12 protein-coding genes and 2 pseudogenes are annotated in these 25,289 nt (G+C 46.7%); 11 read left to right on the plus strand and 3 right to left on the minus strand.

Going from position 1 to position 25,289, the window contains the following annotated elements; all coding sequences use genetic code 11:
* The first annotated feature begins 219 nt into the window (after positions 1 to 219).
* From NYE58_RS08045 to NYE58_RS08060, 4 genes are all read left to right on the plus strand, one after another.
* Entirely contained in the window at positions 220 to 1,563 is a 1,344-nt protein-coding gene (locus tag NYE58_RS08045; protein WP_038569278.1) for an ABC transporter substrate-binding protein, read from the plus strand.
* Between the two features lie 98 nt (positions 1,564 to 1,661).
* Entirely contained in the window at positions 1,662 to 2,600 is a 939-nt protein-coding gene (locus NYE58_RS08050) for a carbohydrate ABC transporter permease (RefSeq protein WP_036675858.1), read from the plus strand.
* A 15-nt stretch (positions 2,601 to 2,615) separates the two neighbouring features.
* On the plus strand, positions 2,616 to 3,455 hold the full coding sequence (locus tag NYE58_RS08055) for a carbohydrate ABC transporter permease (protein WP_080742424.1): 840 nt from the start codon (positions 2,616 to 2,618) through the stop codon (positions 3,453 to 3,455).
* Positions 3,456 to 3,605: 150 nt separating this feature from the next.
* A complete protein-coding gene (locus tag NYE58_RS08060) occupies positions 3,606 to 10,280 on the plus strand; it encodes an S-layer homology domain-containing protein (RefSeq protein WP_341001539.1) in 6,675 nt (2,224 codons plus the stop codon).
* 160 nt (positions 10,281 to 10,440) lie between these two features.
* On the opposite strand, the gene NYE58_RS08065 is transcribed toward NYE58_RS08060, so the two are convergent.
* A complete protein-coding gene (locus NYE58_RS08065; RefSeq protein WP_038569280.1) occupies positions 10,441 to 11,283 on the minus strand; it encodes a helix-turn-helix domain-containing protein in 843 nt (280 codons plus the stop codon).
* 180 nt (positions 11,284 to 11,463) lie between these two features.
* On the opposite strand from NYE58_RS08065, the gene NYE58_RS08070 reads away from it, so the two are divergent.
* From NYE58_RS08070 to sigK (NYE58_RS08090), 5 genes are all read left to right on the plus strand, one after another.
* Positions 11,464 to 12,606, plus strand: a complete 1,143-nt coding sequence (locus NYE58_RS08070) for a DUF2264 domain-containing protein (protein ID WP_340889177.1) — start codon at positions 11,464 to 11,466, stop codon at positions 12,604 to 12,606.
* A 73-nt stretch (positions 12,607 to 12,679) separates the two neighbouring features.
* The gene (locus NYE58_RS08075; protein WP_341001540.1) at positions 12,680 to 14,491 is read left to right on the plus strand and encodes a heparinase II/III family protein; all 1,812 of its coding nucleotides are present in this window, start codon (positions 12,680 to 12,682) and stop codon (positions 14,489 to 14,491) included.
* 72 nt (positions 14,492 to 14,563) lie between these two features.
* On the plus strand, positions 14,564 to 15,703 hold the full coding sequence (locus NYE58_RS08080; RefSeq protein ID WP_341001541.1) for a glycoside hydrolase family 88 protein: 1,140 nt from the start codon (positions 14,564 to 14,566) through the stop codon (positions 15,701 to 15,703).
* Positions 15,704 to 15,713: 10 nt separating this feature from the next.
* On the plus strand, positions 15,714 to 17,573 hold the full coding sequence (locus NYE58_RS08085; protein ID WP_036675851.1) for a DUF2264 domain-containing protein: 1,860 nt from the start codon (positions 15,714 to 15,716) through the stop codon (positions 17,571 to 17,573).
* A 206-nt stretch (positions 17,574 to 17,779) separates the two neighbouring features.
* On the plus strand, positions 17,780 to 18,481 hold the full coding sequence (gene sigK / locus NYE58_RS08090; RefSeq protein ID WP_036675850.1) for an RNA polymerase sporulation sigma factor SigK: 702 nt from the start codon (positions 17,780 to 17,782) through the stop codon (positions 18,479 to 18,481).
* Positions 18,482 to 18,700: 219 nt separating this feature from the next.
* On the opposite strand, the gene NYE58_RS08095 is transcribed toward sigK (NYE58_RS08090), so the two are convergent.
* Positions 18,701 to 21,859, minus strand: a complete 3,159-nt coding sequence (locus NYE58_RS08095) for an amidase family protein (RefSeq protein WP_341001543.1) — start codon at positions 21,857 to 21,859, stop codon at positions 18,701 to 18,703.
* A gap of 905 nt (positions 21,860 to 22,764) precedes the next feature.
* Here NYE58_RS08095 and sigK (NYE58_RS08100) point away from each other — a divergent pair.
* A pseudogene (sigK, locus tag NYE58_RS08100) lies at positions 22,765 to 23,274 on the plus strand (RNA polymerase sporulation sigma factor SigK); the annotation flags it as partial.
* Between the two features lie 392 nt (positions 23,275 to 23,666).
* Here sigK (NYE58_RS08100) and NYE58_RS08105 read toward each other — a convergent pair.
* Complete coding sequence (locus NYE58_RS08105; protein ID WP_076098918.1) at positions 23,667 to 24,632, minus strand: NAD(P)H-dependent flavin oxidoreductase; 966 nt, start codon at positions 24,630 to 24,632, stop codon at positions 23,667 to 23,669.
* Positions 24,633 to 24,941: 309 nt separating this feature from the next.
* Between NYE58_RS08105 and NYE58_RS08110 the strand changes: the two are divergent.
* Positions 24,942 to 25,202, plus strand: a pseudogene (locus NYE58_RS08110) (sigma factor); the annotation flags it as partial.
* Positions 25,203 to 25,289 lie beyond the last annotated feature (87 nt).

The raw sequence follows: 25,289 nt of genomic DNA on the forward strand, positions 1-25,289 counted from the left end.
CCTGCGTTCCGATACAGGGGGAGGTACATAAGCTGAATATTTTACATGTTTTAGATAGAAAATTACAGGTTTGAACCCGAGCAGGGAAGAAGAGCACAGAAAAGTGAATGAACTTTGTTTGATAATGCATGCCATTCTTGCGGAAAAAGCTATAAACTTTGAACTAAGCTCAGAAGAGCCGATCGTAGTTACACAATCAGAAGAAAAGGGGATATTTAAATGAAACTGAAAAGATTCTATGGCATAACCCTCGCCACAGTATTCTCCATGAGTCTGCTGGCTGGATGTTCTGGTAATAACAACAACGAAGGTGCTGCTGCAACGACAGCTCCAGCAACGGGGAATTCTGCAAACGCTTCCGCTGAACCGAGCCAGGAGCCTGTGACTTTGAAATGGGCCTTGTGGGATTGGGAAGCTACCGCTTACTACAAGCCACTGATCGATGCCTACAAAGCTGAGCATCCGAATGTAACGATCGAATATGTCGATCTGGGGTCGACGGACTATATGACCATGTTAAGCACACAACTGTCCGGTGGCGCAGATCTGGACGTACTTACAATTAAAGATATTCCGGGCTACTCGAACCTTGTGAAACAGAATCACCTGGAGCCGCTTAAAAGCTTTATGAGTGGCAACGCTATTGATCCTTCGGTATATGGAGGTACTGTAGAACAAATCGAAGTGAACGATGAGGTGTATGCGCTTCCTTTTCGCAGCGATTTCTGGATTCTCTACTACAATAAAGATTTGTTCGACAAAGCAGGAGTGGAATATCCAAGCAATGATATGACATTCGAGCAATATGATGAGTTGGCCAGAAAAATGACTTCTGGCAGCGGTTCTGAAAAAGTGTACGGAGCTCACTACCATACTTGGCGTAGTGCGGTTCAACTGTTCGGTATTCTGGACGGCAAGAACACTGTTGTTGACGGAAACTACGATTTCTTGAAGCCAACCTATGAGCGGATCCTGAAAGAACAGGAAGACGGCATCGTAATGGATTACGCCACACTGAAGACTTCAAGCACGCACTATTCTGGCGTATTCTACAATAATTCCGTTGCTACTATGAACATGGGCAGCTGGTTTATCGCTACACAGATTGAGAAAGTGAAGAGCGGCGAGTCCCAATCGGCTAACTGGGGCATTGCGAAATACCCTCATCCGGATGGTGTGGAAGCCGGTACAACCCTGGGCACAATTACTTCTCTGGCTGTAAATCAGAAATCCAAACATAAAGAAGCAGCACTTGATTTCATGAAATTCGTGACTGGTGAAGAAGGCGCTAAAGTTATTGCTTCCACCGGAACCATTCCAGCGATTAAGAATGATGAAGTTATCAATTCCATTACTTCCATCGAGGGCTTCCCTGCGGATGAGAACAGCAAAGCGGCACTGACTACTGTTAAGACTTATCTGGAAATGCCTATGCATGAAAAGAGCGCGGACATCGAAGTTATTTTGAATGAAGCGCATGACAATATTATGACTAAAAATGCTTCGATTGACGAAGGTTTGGATGATATGAATGCTCGCGTACAGCAGCTCTTGAATAATTAACCTTAAGAGAGCCGGTTCTAAGGGCGGGTGAAAGCCCGCCTTTTATATTAAAGCGTATAGATTTGTGGGGAAGTTTTAGAAGGTTTGGAGGAGAAAGAATGCAGAACGAAACCATATTGGGTACAAAAAAGATCCCTAAACGTCATTTGTCAAAAGGTGTCCGGGAAAACCTGGTAGCTTACAGCTTCATTGCGCCGAACTTTATCGGATTTGCCCTGTTTACACTGGTACCTATGTTCTTTGCCTTTATCCTTGCTTTTGTGAAATGGGACGGGGCCAATCCAATGAAGTTTATCGGGCTGGACAATTTCACCCGGTTGATCAGAGATACAACATTTCACAAAGCATTATGGAATACCATTGTTTACACTATTGGCGTAGTACCGTTTACCATGATTGTCGCGCTGGCGCTGGCGATCCTGCTTAATCAGAAGATAATGGCCCGCAATTTCATGAGAACCGTATTCTTTTTCCCTTATGTAGCATCCCTGGTAGCCGTTGCTGCCGTATGGAACTTTATCTTCAGTCCTACGATGGGTCCGATCAACAATATCCTGCATACCCTTACCGGTATCCCGCTGGAGGATCTTCCCCGCTGGGCGGCGGATAAACACTGGGCGATGTTCACAGTAATACTGTTCACAGTGTGGAAAAACATGGGTTATTACATGGTTATTTACTTGGCAGGTCTTCAGGGCATCAACCCTGAATTGTATGAGGCTGCTGAACTTGATGGTGCGGGCGCGTGGAGAAGATTCCGCAATGTGACGGTCCCTCAACTGGCGCCTACCTCTTTCTTTGTTCTGATGATTCTAGTCATCAATTCGTTCAAAGTCTACGATATCTTTATCAACCTATTTGCCGGCGCCGATAACCAGTTGAATGATTCTACAAGGGTTATGGTGTATCAAATCTACAATACGGCGTTCCGCTCGCTTGATTACGGATATGCCAGCGCCATGGCCATTGTATTGTTTCTGCTGGTACTTGGCATCACCATCGTCCAGTTCCGCGGCGAGAAGAAATACGGACAATAGGAGGATTCAAAAGATATGGTTGGTAAAAGTAAAGGACTTAGAATCAGCCTTATGGTTCTTGTGTATATTTTGTTGTTTGCGACAGTACTGGCGATGCTGGTTCCGTATATATGGATGTTGTCTTCTTCACTCAAGATGAACAAAGATGTGTTTTCCTTCCCAATGCAGTGGATTCCACAGAATCCGCGCTGGGAGAATTTCGCGGATATCTGGACACGCATTCCGCTGGGCCGTTTTATTTACAATACGGCGAAATTATCGATTATCGTAACGATTCTACAACTACTGACTTCCAGCTTTGCTGCGTATGCGTTTTCCAAACTGCATTTCCGGGGAAAAAACATTCTATTCCTTGGATATATTGCAACAATTGCGATCCCTTGGCAGGCTTACATGGTGCCGCAATTTATCCTGATGCGTTACATGGGGCTTAACAACACGCATTTGGCAATCATACTGCTGCAGGCATTCTCGGCATTTGGAGTATTTCTGATGCGCCAGTTCTATCAAGGTGTTCCGGATGAATTATGCGAGGCTGCCCGTATTGACGGCTTGAGCGAATATGGAATTTGGGCGCGAATCATGCTGCCGTTGTCCAAGCCAGCATTGTCTACATTGACGATCTTCACCTTTGTCGCTACCTGGAATGACTTCCTGGGGCCAATGATTTATCTGACAGATACGAAACTCAAGACCATCCAAATCGGACTAAGAATGTTCATCTCGCAATATTCCGCCGAGTATGGCCTGATTATGGCTGCAAGTGTGGTGTCCATTATTCCGGTTGTGATTGTTTTTCTGGCTCTGCAAAAGTACTTTGTACAAGGTGTTGCAGCATCGGGCATTAAGGGCTAGAACCGTATTTCACCTGGCAGTTGCATTTTTCATAGGCTGCCAGGTTTTTTTATAAGTCAAAGGGGTCTGTAAAAATCTAGTGATTATTCGTTTAACAACGAAATGAATACGCTTTCTTTTATTGATTTACAATCAAAGGAGGAGAAGAGAATGAACAGAATGCACTTTCGTAAAAGGTTTTTCTCAATAACGATGACTACTGCGCTCGTAGTTGGGATGTTTCCGGCATTCACTCTGTCTGCAGCCTCTGCTGCTACCGTAAATTCTATCTACGCTGCCGCCCATATGGGGGCGACAACAATTGCAGATACTACTCTGCCATCCAGCATTGATATCGGAGGCCAGAGCACAGCAGTGAACTGGAATATTGGTGCAGATACCTTTGCCGTGCCATACGATGCCGTGACCGTCAGCGGTACAGCGAACGGGGGGCCGGTCGTTGCCAGTGTGGAAGTTATTCCGCCCGCAAGTAATCCGTTGGTTTACTTTGTGGATAGCGGCAGAGGGGGCGATTCCGTAGGCAACGGGCCTACTTCCTCGCCGCTGTACGAAGCGGTTCGCACGCTGAGCGGCAGCGATTTGCTCAACCAGTCCCCCGACCAGAAGTATATCAGCGGTACGGCGGACTGGGGATTTGATGATTCCGTAAACAAGGTTAAGAATTCCAAAGACGGGGGACTTACCGATCCAGCTACTGATCCGTCCCTATGGACTGTCGGACTTCGTGCCGACCCTGCCAGCAATCATATCGTGTATAAATTAAAAGCGCTTGAAGCTGGAACCTATACGCTCAGCAGCGGTTTCCATGATTGGTATGGCAGCCGCTCCCGTGTAATACGTCCTCAGATCGAGTATAAGGATGCTAGCGGGGCAACCAAGACGATCTTGTTTGACCAGTTCAACACTAATGTGACTAAGCTAATTTCAGGCGAATTCACCATTCCTGGAGACATTGACGTTAGTAGTCCAATGACGTTGACTTACGCCTATGTTGCTGACGAAAAACCTATTTTGAGCTGGTTCGCCGTTGCCAAGGGCGGAATCAAGAAACAGATCGAAGAAGCTACACAGAGCGCAGCTTCTATGGTCAAGGTTCTGCTTGACGGCAACGATATCCAAGCTGACAATGTCAACGGCCTCACATTTAAGGGATTTGGCGTACTAAGCGCTAACAGCACCAGTGCGCTTTTGCTGGACTATAAGTCAGAGCATCCAGAGGCTTATGCAGAAATGCTACAGATCTTGTTCGGTGGAGAACATCCGCTCATGACGCATGTGAAAATCGAGATGGGCAATGACCGCAATAACTCCACGGGACCTGACCCGGCGACTATGCGTACGGCCGATGAAGAGGCAAATGTTACCCGGCATCCCGGCTTCCAGCTTGCCGCAGATGCCAAGGCAGTGAACCCTGATCTTAAAGTGAGCATCCTGCGATGGAGTGCTCCGGCCTGGGCAAATAACAACGACAAAATCTATACCTGGTACAAAAAAACCATTCTGGCCGCTTATCGTGAATACGGTTATATGGCCGATTACGTTAATCCTTATATCAACGAGCACGCTCCAGATTTGGCGTGGACCAAACAGTACGCTGAGAGAGTCAAGACTGACAGCGAAGGCTTCAACAGCGCCGAAGAGCGGGAACTGTACAACCGGATCAAGTCTGTGATTTCCGATGAAGTCGGGATTGGCAGCTTCGGTGCCAGTATGGTGAGTGATCCTTCTCTGCGGGAAGCTGTGCCGATTGCTGGATACCACTACAACACGGACGACGACAGCGCAGGCAATTTCAAAAAACTCGCAGAACAATATGATATTGAGGTCTGGAACAGTGAGGCGCAGTCTACCTTCAGTAATTCCTCTTTCCGTCCTAACAACAATATGAAAGATCCTACAGTGGCAGGAACCGGCATTGGTGGTGTCGGCAGTCCGCTGGAGATGAGTAACACGATTATTAAAGGATTCGTTAACTCCCGCCGGACGCACTTTATTTACCAGCCAGCCATTGGCTCCTTCTATGAAGGCGGACAATATTCCTTCAAGGAATTGGTCAGCATGCGCGATCCGTGGTCAGGCTGGATTCATTATGATGCGGGTCTTGTTACTCTGCAGCATTACAGCTGGTTTGCGAATGTAGGCTGGGAGAACGAGGATAATACTGCTGGGATCTGGCGAGCGGTTCCTCAAGCCAGCTCCACAGGTGCGGCAGGCACCAATCCGGTCAGCGGCCGCAACGGTTCCCCTAGCTATATAACCCTTGCAGCACCTGATAAAAAAGATTTCTCGACGGTTATCGTGAACGACAGCGAGTATTCCAAAATCTACAAGCTGCAGACAGTCAATATGGCTTATACGGGTAATCCATCCATGGAAGTATGGGAAACCCGTGCTGCTGATGCAGGAGAAGCGTTCAACAGCAATTATATGCAGTATCTCGGTGATATCAGTGCTGATGGCAGCGGGGTGTATACCGTTAAAGTTAAACCGTATTCGACCGTGACCGTGTCTACTTTGAAGAACAAGGACAAAGAAGAATATAAAACACCGCTGCCTGTAGAAGGCGAGCGTACCGTACTGGATACCGATACTACAGGAGCGGGACACAGTACTGGGGACAACATTCTGTACGCTGATGATTTTGACTATTCTAAGCAAACTGTCGTGAAGATTGGTGCAGGCGGCCAATATGAGGGTACCCAGAGCTATATTGAATCCCGCGGCGGTTCCCAAAGCGTTATCCCGCGTTATACCCATGACCGCAATGGGGCATTTGAGGCCTATCTTCCGGACGGGTCTGACAATTATGTCCTGCGGCAGCAGCTGGACACGGGAACCATGGGGCTTGGCGGCACATGGAACAGCGGAGATCCAGTAACGGCCATCGGCGACAACCGGTGGATGAACTACAAGGCCAGTGTTGATGTTTCGTTCGAAACAAACAATACTCAGGGCGGAGCCAATTATGCTGCGATAGGTGCCCGTTATCAAGGAGGTGGCAGTTCCCACTCCATAACCGGTACACCGTATGTGCTGAAATTCTGGTTCGACGGCGGCTGGCAGCTGCTGGTCAACAATAGCGCAGTTGCGACCGGAAATGCCGCGAACGGTTCCGGCGGCGTGAAGATCGACGGATTCGATACCGCATATGACGCATGGCATAATATTGCCGTTCAGGTTGCGGGCGATAAAGTGACCGCCTATCTGGATGGGGTGAAGCTGGCTTCCTATACCGATCCTACTCCTGAATTGTCCGGCCGGGTAGATCTGGCCAGCGGCTACTATCACGTCCGCTTCGATAATTTGAAGGTGGAGAAGGTTGAGGGCTACACGCCGTATTATTCAGAGCTTCTAGACAATCTTGAAATGTATGACCTGGCTGCTGCTCCGAACCCTAAATTGATATATACCGGGTCGTGGAGCCATATAAACGGAGCGGGCATGTACATTTACCAGCGTTCTCTTTCTACCAGCCAGGCTGTAGACGCTGCAATGGAATACACGTTTGAAGGTACCGGACTGGATATTCTAGGAGCGAATAACGGATCGGCGAAGCTTGAGGTAACGGTGGACGGAAAAGTTATTAATCTATCGGCTGATACATTAGCTTCCAAGGAGCTGTACCAGACGTACACACTCCGCGGGCTTAAATATGGCCAGCACCATGTGCAAATAAAGGTGGTAAGCGGCACCTTGGTTGTCGATGCGGTGGCGGTTGTTTCCGGGGAAGTAACCGGTACTGTAGATACTGCTGCTCTTCAGGCGGCGGTAAAAGCCGCGAAAGAAATGAACAAACAGGATGAATATTCGGACAGAGACTGGCAGCTCTTCGTAGATGCACAGAGCGCTGCACAGGAAGCGCTGGATAATCCTATTTTATACAAATTGGATCAGGAAGGAGTTACTCAGCTTGAAGCACGCCTGATCTCCGCCCAGAACCAGTTGACTACGGGAGATATACGGGAGCTTGTCGCTCCTCAGGATTTGGCTACTTATGCCGGAAAACTGCCGAATCTTCCAGACAAGGTGGAAGCCACTCGGGCAGACGGATCCAAATTGCTGGTATCAGTAAAGTGGAATGTAAATGCGGCCAGCTTCAATAATCCGTATGAACGGGTAGCTGTAACCGGCACTTATGGAAATCTGAAAACAACTTGTTATGTGGAAGTGGTGCCGGAGGGGCTCTTATACTTCCTCGATGCTGGTGTATCGGTGGACGGTATCACGCCGCCGTATACATTAATCAAGGATTTTGTAGGTGACAGCTTGCTTAATAACAAGGCGGATCAGCCTTCGACAGGCAATAGCGTATGGGGGCATACCAGTACTAAGTACCTCCTCAAGGGGCTTGGTGGCGCTGTAGTTCCTTCTGATAAAAGTCAGACAGGTGTTTATGGTTCGGATACAAAAAATAATCCACTTGTATACCTGCTCCCTTTGAACGCAGGCAAATATACGATTACGTCATTCCATCGGGACTGGTGGAACAACACCAACCGCACGATGGATATTACGCTCAGCTATATTGACGCTGAAGGGAAAGAAGTGACCAAACCGGTCCGAACCGGCCTCGTCGCAGGTCCTAATGGCGCTATGATTAACTATGACTTCACGCTTCCGTTGAGCGGTACTGTGAAATACTCAATAAACAATACGTATTCAGGCAATCAGGCTGCATTGATCAGCTATGTGGCTGTAGCTAGAGATAAAGCCAGTGTTGCTAATGAGCAGGCTGTAAATGAGGCTAAGAGTATCATAGAAGGTGCGGTATACAGCGTGCAGAAGGAAGCGGCAAACAGCGAAGAAGCTGTCCAGACTTGGCTGCTGCAGACGATACGCGCTCTGCCTTTTCTCAATGATACTGGAGTTGCGATCGGTGAGATTACCTTGTCTTCCTTCCAAGAAGCAACCGATGAGACTAACGGCAGCTTCAGCTTTACGGTATCACTGAGTAAGGGAGAGGCTACAGCGGACAGTTCAGCGAGCGGAACAATCAAGCTGCCGGAGCCGGATACTGTTCAGCCTTTGATTACTCTGTTAGGTGATGCGACAGTGAATTTGCACATCGGTTCTGAATATACAGATGCAGGAGCGACTGCTTATGATGACAAGGATGGTGATATTACAGACCGTATAACTACAACAGTTAGCAGTGAAGTATACGGCTTGACTGCTCTCGATACGGCGAAAGCTGATATTTATACCTTCCATTATAATGTCAGCGATACTGCAGGCAATGCGGCTGCGGAAGTGACAAGAAAAGTAGTCGTTGCACTTGATCCGGATGTAATGAAGCCGGTGATTACACTGCTTGGTGAACCATCCATTCAACTGGAAAATGGCGCAAGCTATACGGATGCCGGAGCCACAGCGGTAGATGACCGTGACGGCGACATTACGGAGCACATTGTAGCAACGATTACGAAGAATGAGGAGAATGTGCTGGCACTGGACACTAAGGCGGCAGGCATCTACACCTATCATTATAAAGTGAGTGATGCGGCGGGCAACGCGGCTATCGAAGTGACTAGAACCGTGACAGTGGGCGAAGCAGAGCAACCTCCGGTAGTGACACCAACACCAACACCAACACCAACGCCGGAACCGGCGCCAACAACAGCACCAACATCTACGCCGGCGCCAACGGAAGCACCAGTGTGGACGGCAGCACCAACGCCAGCAGTCACCCCGTCCCCGGCGCCAACACCGCTGCCGCAGGCCGAAAAGGTTCTTGATCGAAAGGATTTCACGGCACCGGTTGGAGGAGTAATAACGGTTCAGCTCACTGAAGCTACAGAATCCATACTGCTTCCAGCAGGACTATCAGGAATCATCGGAGAGAACACTCTACGTCTGGATTGGAGTAAGGTTGCTATCGATCTGACCCCAGAAGTGTTGAAGAGCATTCAAGAAAAAGCTACTGGAGGTCAAACGGAGGGGGCGCGAATTAAGCTCTCAGCAGTGAAGGTATCCAGAGATGCTGTGGAACAGTTAATCAATAATCGGGCTGTTAATGGTTCCGTACATTTATCTGCGGCAAGTGATGTGATCAACTTCAGCTTGGAGGTTGTTGCTGCGAACGGCACTGCTGTAACGGTAACTGCTTTTGATAAACCGTTGACACTTACGTTCAACGTAGATCCGGATGCCAATATAAGCTTGCTAGGCAGCTACTATATTTCTGCAAATGGTGCGCTTGATTTCATGGGCGGAACGTTGACTAATGGTAAGTGGACTGCTGAAATACGGCATTTCAGCCAGTATGCGGTCCTGGAATACGATAAGCTGTTCACGGATGTCAGCAGTGACAGCTGGGCCACTAATGTGATTAAGACCATGGCCGCGAAGCATATTATCGAAGGCATTTCCAGTACGGAATTTAATCCGCAAGGGGATGTAACTAGGGCACAATTCGCTGCTATGATTGCACGCGCGCTTGGGCTTAAGGCAGGAAGCCATGCAACATTTGGTGATGTGGATTCCAAGGCCTGGTATGCCGAAGCCGTTGCAGCTGTTAGCGGAGCTGGCATCGTGCTCGGACGAAGTGCAGATTCGTTCGCACCGGATCAGAGCATTACCCGCGAGGAAATGGCTGTGATGATCGTTCGTGCTTATGAATATTTGCAGGGAAGCGGGACCAATGAACCTGCTGTAGGATCGTTCAGTGATTATTCCCGGATTCATGACTGGGCGAAGAGCGCAGCAAATATCGCCGAGCAGGCGGGACTGATCAAGGGACGCGGCAATAAGCAATTCGCGCCACAAGAGACGATGACCCGTGCCGAAGGTGCGCAAGTTATCTCCAATCTGCTGGGATATTTGTAAGTAGCATTTCAAAGAACCTGGCAGGCTGCATTAAGCGGGCTGCCAGGTTCTTTATAGATTTGGAGAGGCAGGGAGTGCTCAGGAAAACAGCGGCCGGAAGTCCAACTATTCACCGCAGTTGCGAGTGCATCTTTTTTTGAAAAATCCTTGAATTTGAGTTTTATAGCTCAGCTCTTTTACCATATTTTCCGGGTGGAATGCCCGTGATGTTCTTGAAGGTACGGATGAAATTGGCATAATCGTTAAAGCCGGACAGATAGCAGGTATCGGATACGGAGTTCCCGGCGGACAAGAGCTGCTTGGATAACGCTATTTTTTTGAGCAAGACGTAACGGTAGATGGTTCCGCCTGTCTGCTGTTTGAACAGATGGCTGAGATAATATTTATCGACGTTCAGTTCTCCAGCGATTTGCTCCAGTGACAGATTTAGATGCAAGTGGTTGTCGATATAGCTCATGGCTGATTGAATATGTGAGGAAATAATGCTGGGCACGGTGGATCGGGTACGGCTGTACAGCTCATTGATGAGGACGAGGATTTGAACCAGGTAGGTCAGAGCCAGAACTTCGCTCCCGTACTGCTGATTCTCTAATGTCTCAATCAGGCGGGAAGCAAGGGTTGTATACTCTGCAATCAGCGGTTCATCCATTTGCGCGAGATTATGTTCTCCGGGCTGGCGGTTCTGGAAACAAGCGAGCAGATTTGTAGATGCGGTACAGAAGGGATAGACAAGTGGAGCTTTGAAATGGATTGTCAACCGTTCATAAGGCTCTGGAGATAAATTGATGATTTTATGAATCTCGTGATTGTTGAACAACAGAACATTGCCCCGCTGCAGGGGATAGCTGAACTGATCTACAAAACCGTTCACCTTGCCGCCCAAGAACAGGAAAATTTCATAGTGATCATGGATGTGAAAATCCCTGGTAGGTGAGATGGGCGAGTTTCCGATACCTGCCAGAATATCTCCATCGAACGGCTCATAATACTGGGCATGCTTCATTGGAATTGCCCCTTTCAGATTGATCACAATATACGCAATAAAACATCATTATTCGCAAAGACATTGCAATAATACAACACTAAACTATAGTAGAAGATTACGCAATATAACAAGATTCAGGCGGTAGGCAAGAGAAATAGCTGTAGCTGATTAGACGCAATTGGAAGGGTGGAATTGTGCATGAATGGGAAGGAACAGCGTAAATACTGGCTGGATACAATGCTGCTGATCGGGGGGCCTGTGCTGAATGCTTTGGCTGAGCGGAAATTAAAGGAACAGCTGCCTACAGAGTTTCATAGGGATCGGAGCCAGTTTGCCCATTTGGAGGCTTTTGCGAGATTGGCTTGCGGAATGGCCCCTTGGCTTGAACTAGAGGGACTTGAGGGTGCGGAAGAACAGCTTAGAGCACGTTATGCAGGGCTAATGCTGGAAGCCATTGATGCCGCTGTTGATCCGAATTCACCTGATTATATGGAATTCAAGACCGAAGGCCAACCGCTGGTTGATGCGGCATTCCTGGCACACGCGCTGGTTCGTGCGCCAAAGCAGCTTGCCGGCAAGCTGAGTGCGCGGGTCAAAGGGAACTCAATAACAGCGTTGAAGCAGACACGCCGGACAGCGCCAAGCGGAAGCAACTGGCTGCTGTTCAGTGCAATGGTGGAAGCCGCTTTGTATATACTCGGCGATCCTGAATATGACCGGATGCGCGTTGGTTATGCGGTCCATATGTTCATGGATTGGTATAAGGGCGACGGAGTTTACGGGGATGGCAAGGACTTTCACTGGGATTATTACAACAGCTTTGTTATTCAGCCGATGCTGGTGGATGTAGTAGCACTTTTTAAACAGGAGTCGGAGCAATATTCCGCATTGAAACCGCTGATTCAGCAACGGGCACAGCGATACGCTACTGTTCTCGAACGGAGCATTGCACCGGATGGAACCTATCCCTTTATCGGGCGTTCGATCGTTTACCGTTTTGGGGCGTTTCAACTGCTGTCGCAGGCGGCGCTGCAGCATTTTCTCGAGGAAGCATTGCCTCCTGCACAGGTACGCTGCGCTTTGACAGCTGTGATTACGCGAATTATGGAATATCCGGGTACGCTGGATGAGTCCGGATGGCTACGTCCGGGGGTATACGGTTATCAGCCGGAGCTTGCGGAGAGCTATATCAATACAGGCAGTCTTTATTTATGCGCCTCCGTATTTCTCCCGCTGGGGCTGCTCCCTTCTGATCCTTTCTGGTCAGGGGAAGAGATGAAATGGACTTCATTAAAAATTGCAGCCGGTGAGGATGTTATGAGAGATCATGCCTTGGAATAAAAAGTATTCAGCCATATTAGTGAAGAATAAGATGCTTCGCGGATCTGACTGATCTATAAGGAGGAAAAAAGGCATGAATAAACAGATGCTTTTGGAAATAGTGCATAAAATGAAGCCAGTCGATCTGAGCTTGTATTATCCAAAGGGGGATGCGGCTGCTTTTTGGAAACGGGCGTTATCATCGGGAGTACTACAGGCAGATATCAGCGAGATCCGCGCGGAGGCGGTAAGGCTGGACGGGCAGTCTATACCTGAACTGTCGTATACGTTATTTTCCATTTATTCGCGTACGGGTTCGAGGCTGGAATATGAACGGGTCTATTTTGAACGGAGAAGAAGGCTGAATACTTATGTATTTCTGGCTTTGCTGGAGCCGGAACATCCGGAAGTACTGGAGAAGCTGGAGGACATCCTCTGGGCTATATGCGATGAGTACACCTGGTGTCTTCCGGCCCATCTCCCAGCGGATCATAATGCAGCTGATATCAACCGGTATATTGATCTGTTTTCTTCCGAGACCGGATTTACTTTAAGTGAAGTTTTACTTTTGCTCGGGGAACGACTTTCGCAGCTTCTGAGATCCCGAATCCACCATGAAGTAGAGCGGAGACTGTTTCGTCCATTTCTAGAAAATGGCCCTTATGATTGGGAGACAGCGCGGCATAATTGGGCAGCGGTCTGTGCGGGATCAATCGGGGCTGCTGCCTTGCTGTCTGTGGAGGACCCGGCCATGCTTGCGGATATTCTGCTGAGGACAGAGCGCGCCATGTTGCATTACCTGGAAGGGTTCGGTGAGGATGGTGCCTGTCTGGAAGGCCTTGGGTACTGGAATTATGGGTTTGGTTATTTCACTTATTATAGCGATCTGCTCTGTTCCAGAAGCGCAGGCAGACTGGACTGGTTCAAGCAAAAGAAGGTAGCGCAAATCGCGCGCTTCCAACAAAAATGTTTCATTGACGGAAGTCATGTAGCCAATTTCTCTGATTCAGTGCCTCAGGTGCTAGTACATATGGGATTGTCCCATTATCTGGCGGAAGTCTGTACGGATGTCGAACACCCCCCATCCGCTTTGCGTGCTCCTTACACAGAAGATCATTGCAGCCGCTTTGCACCGGCATTCCGCAATCTGATCTGGACCAGGGCAGGCAAGGAGGACGAAGCTTGGCGAGCCGCCAGCTATTTTCTCCCTGATGCCGCTTGGCTTGTCTCGCGTCATGTGTCGGAGGCGGGTTCATTCGGATTCGCCGCCAAGGGCGGGCACAATGCTGAACCGCATAACCATAATGATCTGGGACATTTCATTCTGAGCGGCCGGGGAGAAATCTACGCATCCGATCTTGGGAGTGGAGAGTATACTGCTGATTATTTTGGGGCTGGCCGTTACCACTATGACTGCAATGGATCGCAGGGTCATTCGCTGCCGATCATTGATGGCCAGTATCAGCTGGCCGGTCGGGAGTTCAGCTCCACAGTGCTGCATGCATCGGCGGCGGAGGAGAATGATGAGCTGACACTGGATCTGACACAGGCTTATCAGGTAACAGGACTACAGTCCTTAATCCGTTCGTTCGTCTGGCATAAAGAGGAACGTCCTCGGCTGGAGCTGACAGATACCTACCGGTATGCGGGAATTCCGGCGAGCTGGACGGAGCGGTTTGTCACCTGGCGTGAGCCTGAGCTCCTTCACCCGGGAACCTTGCTGCTGCCGGGGACTATGACTCGCGGCGTTGAAGTAACTTACGATTCACTGAAAGTTGAGCCGGAGATTACTGTGCATGTGTACCGGGATCATTTTGGCATGGAGAAGCTCTGGTATAGTCTGGACTTCCATGTGCTTCAGCTTGGCGCGGTGGGCAACCTGGTATTCACTTTTCAATTTCTATAAAAGATGGGCCTGAGCTTATAAAAAGTCCTCTATCAGAGGGTAGAGGCTAATTCGAATAAAGGCGGGATTTAGATGAGTAGATTAGTAAAGCAAGCTTGGGTAGACGAGGCTTGGGGCAAAGCCTTGGAGAAGACTAGAACGAACAGCCGGAGAATCGGTGCAGAATTCCCCCATGCCAGTCAAGGCGGCAAATACGTGCTTGAAGCACCAAACTGGTGGACAGCCGGCTTTTGGCCGGGAATGCTCTGGCAGCTCTATGCTGAGAGTGGTGATGAGGATTTGAAAGCGGTTGCTGAGCGGTGTGAAGAACGGCTTGACGAGGTGCTGGATGGTTATGTGAAGCTGGACCATGACCTAGGCTTTATGTGGCTGTTGACCAGTGTTGCGAACTATAAGCTCACGGGCAGAGAAGCATCACGAGTCCGGGCGTTGAAGGCAGCCAACTATCTGGCGGCCCGCTTCAATCTGAAAGGACGCTACATCCGGGCCTGGAATCCATGGAGTGAAGGCGAGGATAACAGCGGGGTAGCCATTATCGATTGCTGCATGAATACCAGCCTGCTTTTCTGGGCTTCCGAAGTAACAGGGGATCCACGTTATCGACATATCGCTGAGGCGCATATGGATACGGTGCTGGAGCACTTCATCCGGCCGGATGGTTCGGTTTATCACATCGTCAACTTCAACCCGGAATCGGGCGAAGTGGTTGAAAAGCTTGGCGGGCAAGGTTTTGCGCCCGAGTCAGCTTGGTCGCGCGGGGCAGCCTGGGCGCTCTACGGACTGTCATTGGCCTATCATCATACGGGCAAGCAGAGTTATCTCAATACAGCCAAGCAGGTCGCGCATTTCTTCTTGACCCGTCTGCCCGAAGATCACGTTCCACATTGGGATTTCCGTGCTCCCGGTGAAGTTGGCGAGATTCGTGATAGCTCTGCTGGTGCCTGTGCAGCGAGTGGCTTGCTGTTGTTAGCTAGCCAGGTTGATGACTCGGAGGCTCATGTGTATTGGAACGGGGCTATAAGAATTACAGAATCCCTTTATAGGAATTATGGAACTTGGGACAATGCAGAAGAAGAAGAAGGATTGCTGCTTCATGGTACGAGTAACTATCCTGAGGATCGGAATATAGATGTTCCGCTTATCTATGGTGATTTCTTCTATGTCGAAGCGCTAGCCCGGCTAAAAGATGCCGGACCGTTCTACTGGGAATAGGGGGCATATAATGCAGACTGAGAAGACATTTACGACTATTGCTAAAAATCCGCTAAAGACCCGGGAGGATCTGATCTCTGCTCTTGAACAGCTTACAGATCCGCTTCGGCCGCTCTACAGCAGAGGCGGTGCACGGCTGGCAATCGGCGGAACAGGAGCGAGCTATCCGGCTGCAACTGCAGAAATGGAAGGTTTCTCCCGGGTATTGTGGGGCTTAGTGCCCCTGCTCATGGGAGGCGGTGAAAGCGGGCTTTGGGATACTGTGCTGGATGGCATACGCCACGGCACGGATCCTGCCCATGAAGAATACTGGGGTGTAGTTCAAGATTATGACCAGCGTCTGGTAGAGATGGCGGTCTTCGGTTTCGCCTTAGCCGCCATTCCTGAACAGATCTGGTCACCACTTACCCAGAAGGAACAGGAGCAATTGTACAGTTGGCTGAATCAGATTAATTCCCATCCTTGCTATGACTGCAACTGGCTGTTCTTCAACGTGCTGGTTAATGTCGGATTCCGCAGAGTCGGCTGTCCCTACGACGCGGAGCAGCTGGAGAACAATCTGAAGCGAATGGATGATTTTTATCTGGGTGATGGCTGGTACAGTGATGGAATTAACGGGCATAGCGATTATTATGTTCCTTTTGCCATCCATTATTATGCGCTACTGTACGCGAAGCTGATGGAACAGGAGGACCCGGAACGTTCACAGGTGTTCAAAGAACGGGCCCGGCTTTTTGCCACCGAATTCTTGGGCTGGTTCGCTCCGGACGGATCTGCCCTTCCTTATGGAAGGAGCTTAAGCTACCGTTTTGCCCAGTCTGCTTTCTGGGGTGCCCTCGTCTATGCAGGCGTTGAAGTATTCCCTGTAGGTGTGGTCAAAGGATTAGTACTGCGCAATTTGCGCTGGTGGTTCAGCCAGCCGATCTTTGATGCCGGAGGCGTTCTGACGATTGGTTATACCTACCCCAACTTGGTCATGGCGGAGAATTATAACGCTCCCGGTTCGCCCTATTGGGCGTTAAAGACATTCCTGCCATTGGCTCTCAGCGCGGAGCATCCATTCTGGAAGGAAGAAGAACTGCCGCTGCCGGATATTCCTGCAGTTATAGTCCAGAAGCCTGCGCATCTTGTCATTGTCCGCGAACCTGCTTCCGGCCATGTGGCTGCCTTCAACAGCGGTCATCTATATACGAATGAACATACCCACACGTCTGCCAAGTATGAGAAATTTGTATACTCAACAGGCTTCGGATTCAGTGTGCCCCGCTCCGAATGGGGATTGTCTCAAGGGGCATTTGATTCCATGCTCGCTCTGAGTGAGAGCGGGGACAACTTGTATCGGGTCAGACGGCGGAATATGGAGACAACAATTGTGGACAATGTGCTGCACTCCGTCTGGAAGCCATGGACTAATGTGGAGGTTCGGACCTGGATCGTTGCTGGGCTGCCCTGGCATATTCGGATACACCGGATCGAGACCGGACGACCGTTGGACGCCGCAGAGGGCGGCTTCGCGCTTGGTCAGGAAGCGGGGGTGGAACAGCAGATCGGCCTTACAACCGCCGCAGTATCTACAGCATGGGGAACAAGCGGAGTCAAGGGTTTGATCGGCTATGAAAAGGCGGAGCTAATTTGGCCTAATGCCAACACAAACCTGCTTCATCCCCGGACTGTTTTGCCTACACTGACGACTTTCCTTGAACCTGGAATCCACTGGCTGGCTTCGGCTGTGTACGGTGATCCGTCGGGAGATTCTTGCGGGGGTATTCTTGAACAATTACCAGAGTCTATTTTGAAGGTTACTTTTGATAAGGACATCATAAAGGTTTTTACGTCTAGTGAAGCGGAAGTTATTATCAAAAGAGAGTGAGAATTACCGCTAACAACATCGTGTTAAAAGACAAGTGAATGAGTAGAGTATGACTGATTTCTCGTATAAAAAATAAATTTCTGTGGTTGTACAATTTCCCCCGTACAGGCACTTCTAGGCGCACGCCCACATACAATAAGGATGACCATGAACCCGTAAGGCAAACAGATCGGTTTCATTGTACAAGTGCGGGAGGTGTCGCCAAGTTGCCTGGATTCTTAAGCACGATTGCGTTGCTGATCAAAGAACTGACGCTGCTGGTATCATACGTAAGGAATAATGCATTTCCACAACCGCTCTCGGAGCAGGAGGAAAGCCGATACTTAGGGATGATGGCTGAGGGAGATGCCAAGGCCCGCAATTTGTTGATTGAGCATAATTTGCGGCTCGTTGCCCATATAGTGAAGAAATTCGATAACACTGGGGAGGACATGGAGGATCTGATCTCCATCGGCACGATCGGCTTGATTAAAGCTATCGAGAGCTACCGCCCGAACAAAGGCACAAAGCTGGCCACTTTTGCTGCCCGTTGTATCGAAAACGAGATCCTAATGCACCTGCGTTCGCTCAAGAAAACGCGTAAAGACGTATCCCTGCATGATCCAATTGGGACGGACAAAGAAGGTAATGAAATTACACTTATCGATATCCTTGGCTCCGAAGCTGATGATGTTATTAAAGAAGTCGATCTTAAGATTGAGAAGAGTAAGATATATCGTAACCTAGATATTCTGGATGACCGGGAGAAAGAAGTTGTGGTGGGTAGGTTTGGGCTGGATACAGGTGGAGAAGAGAGGACACAGAGGGAGATTGCTAAGGAGTTGGGGATCTCGCGGAGTTATGTTTCGAGGATAGAGAAGAGGGCGCTCATGAAGCTATATCATGAGTTTTATAAGGCGAAGCGGTAAGACTGATGACAATTACACAGTAATAATCTATTAATAATAAAACTTAAAAAACGACTTGTCTACGGATGAGTCGTTTTTTGTGTGGATAGGGTTCGCCCTACTTATGATACGGTTCATCGCACCATCTGTAACGGCAAGTTATAAGGCCATCCCTTTCGGGATGGCCCTTCCTGTAAACATGGTTACTCAAGTACTCTGTCATTTATAATTGAACTTATTTTAATTATTAGTTTCTAGTAATCTGGATACAATAGTTGCAAACTCAGCTCTAGTAATATCTTTTTCAGGCTTAAATGTACTGTCTGCGTACCCTGTAATAATATTATTGGATGCGAGTGCGTCGATGGAATCATAATACCATGCATTTCTTGTAACATCTTTGAATGATGTGTTTCCAGTACCAGTTAGCTTAAAGGCTCGAGTGATTAGTGCCGCTAATTCACTACGGCTAATCTTCTCATCTGGACGGAAGCTTCCGTCGCTATATCCGTTCATCAAGCCTGATCCGGCTGCTGCACCGATAAACTTATTCGCCCAATGAGTTGAAGCTACATCTGTAAAGTTACTTTCATGTCCTTCAAGTCCCATGTGCGTTGCAATTACCTTGATGGCTTCGGCACGAGTCAAACCTGAATTTGGGCGGAATGTTCCATCGGAATACCCCGTCAATAATCCCTTAGCAATTAGTGCGTCAATGCTTGTTTTTGCCCAATGATTCATTGTATCTACAAAACTAACAACTTTCGGCTTATCTGCTGGTGTTATTGTTTCTGCAGGTGCCGGTGTTTCTATAGGCGTTGTTATTGCTGGAGGTGTCACTGTACCTCCTCCAGTATTTGGATGGGTTGGTCCATTATCTGTGTTTGGATCAGGATTAGTAGAGTTTGAAACGTATTGAAGTGCTGGAGCAAATGTTGTAAGTAGTCTAGCTTGACTTTGTTGCTCAAGAGCGTAGCTCATGCCTAAAACTTTTGCATCGTCCCATGCTCTACCAACCAGTTGCATAGAGATAGAATATCCGCTGTCATTCGTTCCTACAGGAACAACTACCGTAGGTAGACCCATAGTAGAGGTTAATACGCCTGTGTTACGGTCTGAACTTAATTGAGAAGCTGCTGCGTCATTGTTATATACGTCGCTAATAAAACCTGCATAAACAACAGCATCAACACCATTCGCGTCCATCCAGCCTTTGATAACTTCCTTATAGTCAGTTCTATACTTAATGTAATCTTGTACAGCCTGTTCAGTCATGCGAGTTGGGGTACTATATCCTCTTTGGTTATAGATAAGCACCTTATCTGAAGCTAGTACACTTGCTCCATCAATATAAGGGAAGTCCTTATGCAACTCAATATAACGTGCCCAACCTTCAGTAGATCCATTAATACCTGAAGGACGACTAGGGCCTGATGGTACAGCTGACATTTCAACCATAGTCGCACCCGCTGCTTGAAGCTCTGAGAACTTATCCATCACTGCCTGTCCAGTATCATCATCAGCATATGCAGATACAAAGGATGCAGGAATGTATCCAATTTTCTTTCCTTTCAATGCATTAGCATCCAGAGATTCCTTCCAATCCACTGGACGCTTATGATCTGCATCAGCAGTGACTGTGAAAATATCCTGTGGGTCCGTACCCGTTGTAGCATTCAATATAATGGCTAGGTCAGTTACTGTTTTGGCAATGGGACCTGCATAATCTTGTCCCCAAGTGAGTGGCAGTACACCTGTAGTACTTGCCATACCGTCTGTACCCCGGAAGCTTTTTAAGCTAGCGCCTGTAGTTGGTGCATATAGAGATACCCCTGTTTGCGATCCCATTGCTGCTGCTGCAAAATCAGCTGCAACAGATACTGCAGACCCGCCGCTTGAGCCAAAAGATGTTTTCGATGGATAGAGTGCATTCCATGTTTGCTGCCAGCCGCTTTCACTAAAGCTTCCGCTGTTAGCAAACTCAGAAGTGTTTACTTTACCAATAATTACAGCTCCAGCTTCCCGCAGTTTTTTCACTTGGAATGCATCAGAATCAGGCTGCCAGCCTTCAAGAGCTTTACTGCCACCGGTAGTAGGCATATCCTTTGTATCATAAATATCTTTTATCGCAATTGGAATACCCAATAAATCACCTTTTACACCTTGTGCACGGGCATCGTCAGCAGCTTTTGCTTGGTTAAGCGCAGTTTCAGATACATGCAGGAATGCATGGAATCCCAATTGTCCCTCATCGTATACCTTGATTCTATCTAAATAGGCTTGAGTAATTTGTACAGAAGTAGTTTTGCCATTAATCATATCCTGCTGCATTTCTGCAATGGATTTATTCTTAACATCATACGGCGATGAAGTTACTAATTCTTTAGGTGCAGGAGCATTTGGAATAACCAGATGATCTCCAGTATCAAGTCCCTCTATAGCAGATATATCCCAGTTGCTAATTGAACGAATTTGTGCGTTTGTTAATCCGGTTACGTCTAGCAGACTATTAAGTCCATCTAGACTAGCAACCAGATTTTTTAATCCTTCTTCACCAGCTTCTCCAACTTGTACATAATTTACTAGGGACTTCGACTCACCCGGCCTAATATTTAATGTGTTAATGAACCCATAGAAATTCGCTTCATTTCCATGCTCAGCTAAGGGTATTGTGAATGGATCCTGTTGCTGATTACCTAGACCGGTTAATCCATTATCAAACGGCTTTGGAGATCCCACTGCAACGCCTAGCGGCTTATTGTTTTTGGCGCTACTATCTACAACAATCCATGAATCATCTGTAGTTACCTTTAGATCGCCTGAATAGGTTGCCTTAACTACTGAAGCATTTGTTGTTGTACCATATCCTAAAGAGCCACCGAATGATACATCAACTTTTATTGCCACATCATTTATATTAGTGAAAGTATCAAAGAATCTCGTTCGATTATGAATAGTATCCACATACACCTCACGTGTTACAGTTACATTTCCTAGATTTACAGATTGAGCCGAAGTAAACTTATTAACGCCGTCATATTTCAAGTCAAACCCACGCATCATTTGACCATTCATCAGTGGAGCTGAAGGCGAGGACACTTTAACAAAGATATTGCCGAAACCTTGTACTTGTGTAGCACCAACTGTACGTAAACTTCCTGTGTCTAAGCTAGGAGCAAAGACATCGTGAATCTCCCATACTGTGCCACTTTCTGAAGTAACTCTAGTTAAAGCGTCAGCTGTTTGGAACGGAATTACACTCGTAGCAATAACAGATAACACAATTGAAGTAGCTATAAATTGCTTTTTACTCCAATTTTTTTTTGCTGGTGAATATTCAGATCGGGTGGAACCAGAATGCTCTCTTTTAGTTTCACGTAGACGTTTGAACTTATTCATGTGCGTAATCTCCTTTTCCTGTATGTATTTTATTATTTAATGTTAGGAAATATAACACTAGTATTTGTTTCAGTCAATGAATATTATGAATTTAATATATTTTAAGTTTGTAAAAAGAAAAAAACGGCTCTTTTAATTATTTAATGTAATGTATATGTAAACTATTGTGTTAAATATATTACATTTTATGATAGTTTTTGGAGAATCCATAGGATATTGAGTATCATCATCCGGCTGCATCACCAAAAACCTTGAATTTTACTTAACTTTATGTGAATTTGACGAAATGAAAAAGAAAGGAACAGCTAAAAATTAACGGAGAATATTATGTTTTTCATTTCATGAAAGTGGAAGATTCTATATCGGAGTATGGCATAAAGCAGAATCACTGATGATTCCAGATGCATAGCCGCAAGATCACTAATGGGCATCCTGAAAAGAGTGAAGTTTCTGCTGGGAAAGAAGCCATAAGAATAGCCAGATAGTGTATCTGGAATAAGTGGGATTTCATTGTGGAAACCATTTTAGCGGGTGGTAACGTTATAAGGCAGATGAGGATGCAAAGGAACAAGGCTTTGAAATTATTGTGTTTTATGTGGGACTAGCAGATGTTCGGCTAAATATTGAATGTATCGCTCTACGTGTGAAAAACGGTGGCTATCATATTGAAACCGAGGATATTGTTAGACGCAATTTAACAAGTATGAATAATCTGATATCTCACTCAGAGTTGATTGTTCAAGTAAAGTGTTATTTAAATGGATTACCAGGATGTACACAAGAAATCAATCGGAAACTACAAATTAAATATAATATGCAAAAGGAAACCAATTCGAATCAGAATCGATCGTAATTGGTTTATTTTTTGACATCACATCGTGTCCATAACCTCAAGAAATTCGCATAACACTGGGGAGGACATGGAGGATCTGATCTCCATTAGCACCATCGGCCTGATTAAAGCTTTTGAGAGCTATCGTCCAAACAAAGGAAGCAAACTAGCCACATTTGCAGCACGTTGTATTGAAAACGAAATCCTTATGCACCTGCGTTCGCTCAAGAAAACACGTAAAGACGTATCCCTGCATGATCCAATTGGGACGGACAAAGAAGGTAATGAAATTACACTTATCGATATCCTTGGCTCCGAAGCTGATGATGTCATTAAAGAAGTCGATCTGAAGATCGAAAAGAGTAAGATATATCGTAACCTTGATATTCTGGATGACCGGGAAAAAGAAGTTGTGGTTGGGCGGTTTGGATTGGATACAGGTGGAGAAGAGCGGACACAGCGGGAGATTGCCAAAGAGCTGGGGATCTCGCGGAGTTATGTTTCGAGGATAGAGAAGAGGGCGCTCATGAAGCTTTATCATGAGTTTTATAGGCTAAGCGGTAAACTCATAATCACAAGGTAGTATCCGTTAACCGGCATACATAGAAAGCTTCAAGGACCATATTAGAATTTTTTAGAGAAGATATAGTTCAGCGAATTTTTGTATTAAACCAACTCATAAAAATACATGAGAAAGGGAGAGGGCGAATTGTTAAGTGGTGCTTTGAAGAGTACATATATCCAGTCATCTTTTGCGATTATCCTGGGTATTGGGCATATTGCATTTTGGCTGTGAAGATATTTAGCTGTTGTTGCAATTAAAAAGAAAGGTACGGAAATCTTTAGTTAAATACAACACAAAAGCTTATTAAATATAACTAAATTTGAGTATCAAGCGAAATGAAAAACCACTTATGCTCGGAAATCCCAAGCTTGCTTAAGTGGTTAATCGTGCTTTTGAATCTTATAACAACCTTAAGTTGTCGGGTTCAGTGCCCCTTGATACTCATCCATTAAATTGTCGATAATCTGCTGTACGGACAAAATCTCTTTAATCTCATGAACTCTGGACCCAGCAAAAACCAATCCGTTCTTAACATCTCCTCTAAGGGAAGTGAGCAGGGATTCCATTGTACAGAAGCGATGTGAACAAACCTTTAGACAATTATAGCATTTGACTATCTTTAATTTGGCATCATTACTGATCCGGTCCGTAAATTCATTCCGAATCGCTCTACCTTCTAGACCCACAGTAGACTTGATTAGGACAGTATCTCCTTGCTGAGCATCTACGTACTTTTGCTTGAAGGCTAAGGGAGCATCACACTCAAGGCTAGCCACAAAACGGGTACCCATTTGAACACCAGATGCGCCGATCCGAAGGGCTTTTGCGATATCATCCCCTGTTAGAATTCCACCCGCAGCAATAACAGGAATCGAAACGGCCTCTAAGACTTCAGGAAGGATATCAAACATGGATCTGTCTGTACCTAAATGGCCTCCAGCTTCGAACCCTTCCACAACGACTGCGGAGGCACCAAGTCTTTCGGAAATTCGGGCTAATTTGGCGGATGAAACAATAGTTACGACAGGAGTACCATATTCTTTACCCCAAGCATAAATATCTCTAGAAATTCCGGCTCCGGAAATAATAAAGTCAACCTTTTCCTCCAAAGCAATCTTCATTTTTTCGGCAAAGTCCTTCACTGCGAATAGTACATTCACACCGATGTAGCCATTCCCTTTAGAGAGTTCTCTTGTTTTGCGAATATGCATTCTCAGCTCATCAGGAGTGATCCCTGTACCAGAGATGGTGCCGATCCCGCCTGCATTGGCTACAGCAGCGGCTAGTCCACTTAAGGATATGCCTACACCCATTCCACCTTGAATAACAGGAACTCTCGATTTAATATGTCCGAATTGGATTGTTGGAAGTTTCAATTACACACCTCTTTTGCAAGTTGTTGACATTATTAATACTCCTCTAGAGTAATAAGATATATCGTAACACAGCTAATTCTTTCCCGGATGTGACTGTAAACATGCTCAAACTATGTTAAATATCATGTCTTTCAACTGTTTTCTTTAAGTTGTTGATATCAAGTGAAAATTTAAGAAAACGAAGTGACTATTAAAAAAAGGACAATGAATAACAAAAAAAGAGCCATCCATCCGGTAAAACCTTCATACTTTTATCAACGCTTTTCTATCAAGAAAGAGGATTTTGACATCGTATCGTGTCCACAACCTCAAAAATTCGATAATGCCGGAGAAGACATGGAGGACTTAATCTCCATCGGAACCATTGGTTTGATTAAAGCCATCGAGAGCTATCGTCCGAACAAAGGAACCAAACTGGCCACATTTGCAGCACGTTGTATTGAAAACGAAATCCTAATGCACCTACGTTCGCTCAAGAAAACACGTAAAGACGCATCTCTACATGATCTAGTTGGGACGGACAAGGAAGGTAATGAAATTACACTTATCGATATCCTTGGCTCTGAAGCTGTATCATGAGTTTTATAAGGCGAAGCGGTGAGGATATTAGATAATAACTTAAGATTCACTATAGAGTGTTTTAAAAGCGACTTGCAA

The organism is Paenibacillus sp. FSL L8-0708 (assembly GCF_038009325.1).
Classification (GTDB): Bacteria; Bacillota; Bacilli; order Paenibacillales; family Paenibacillaceae; genus Paenibacillus_AQ; species Paenibacillus_AQ odorifer.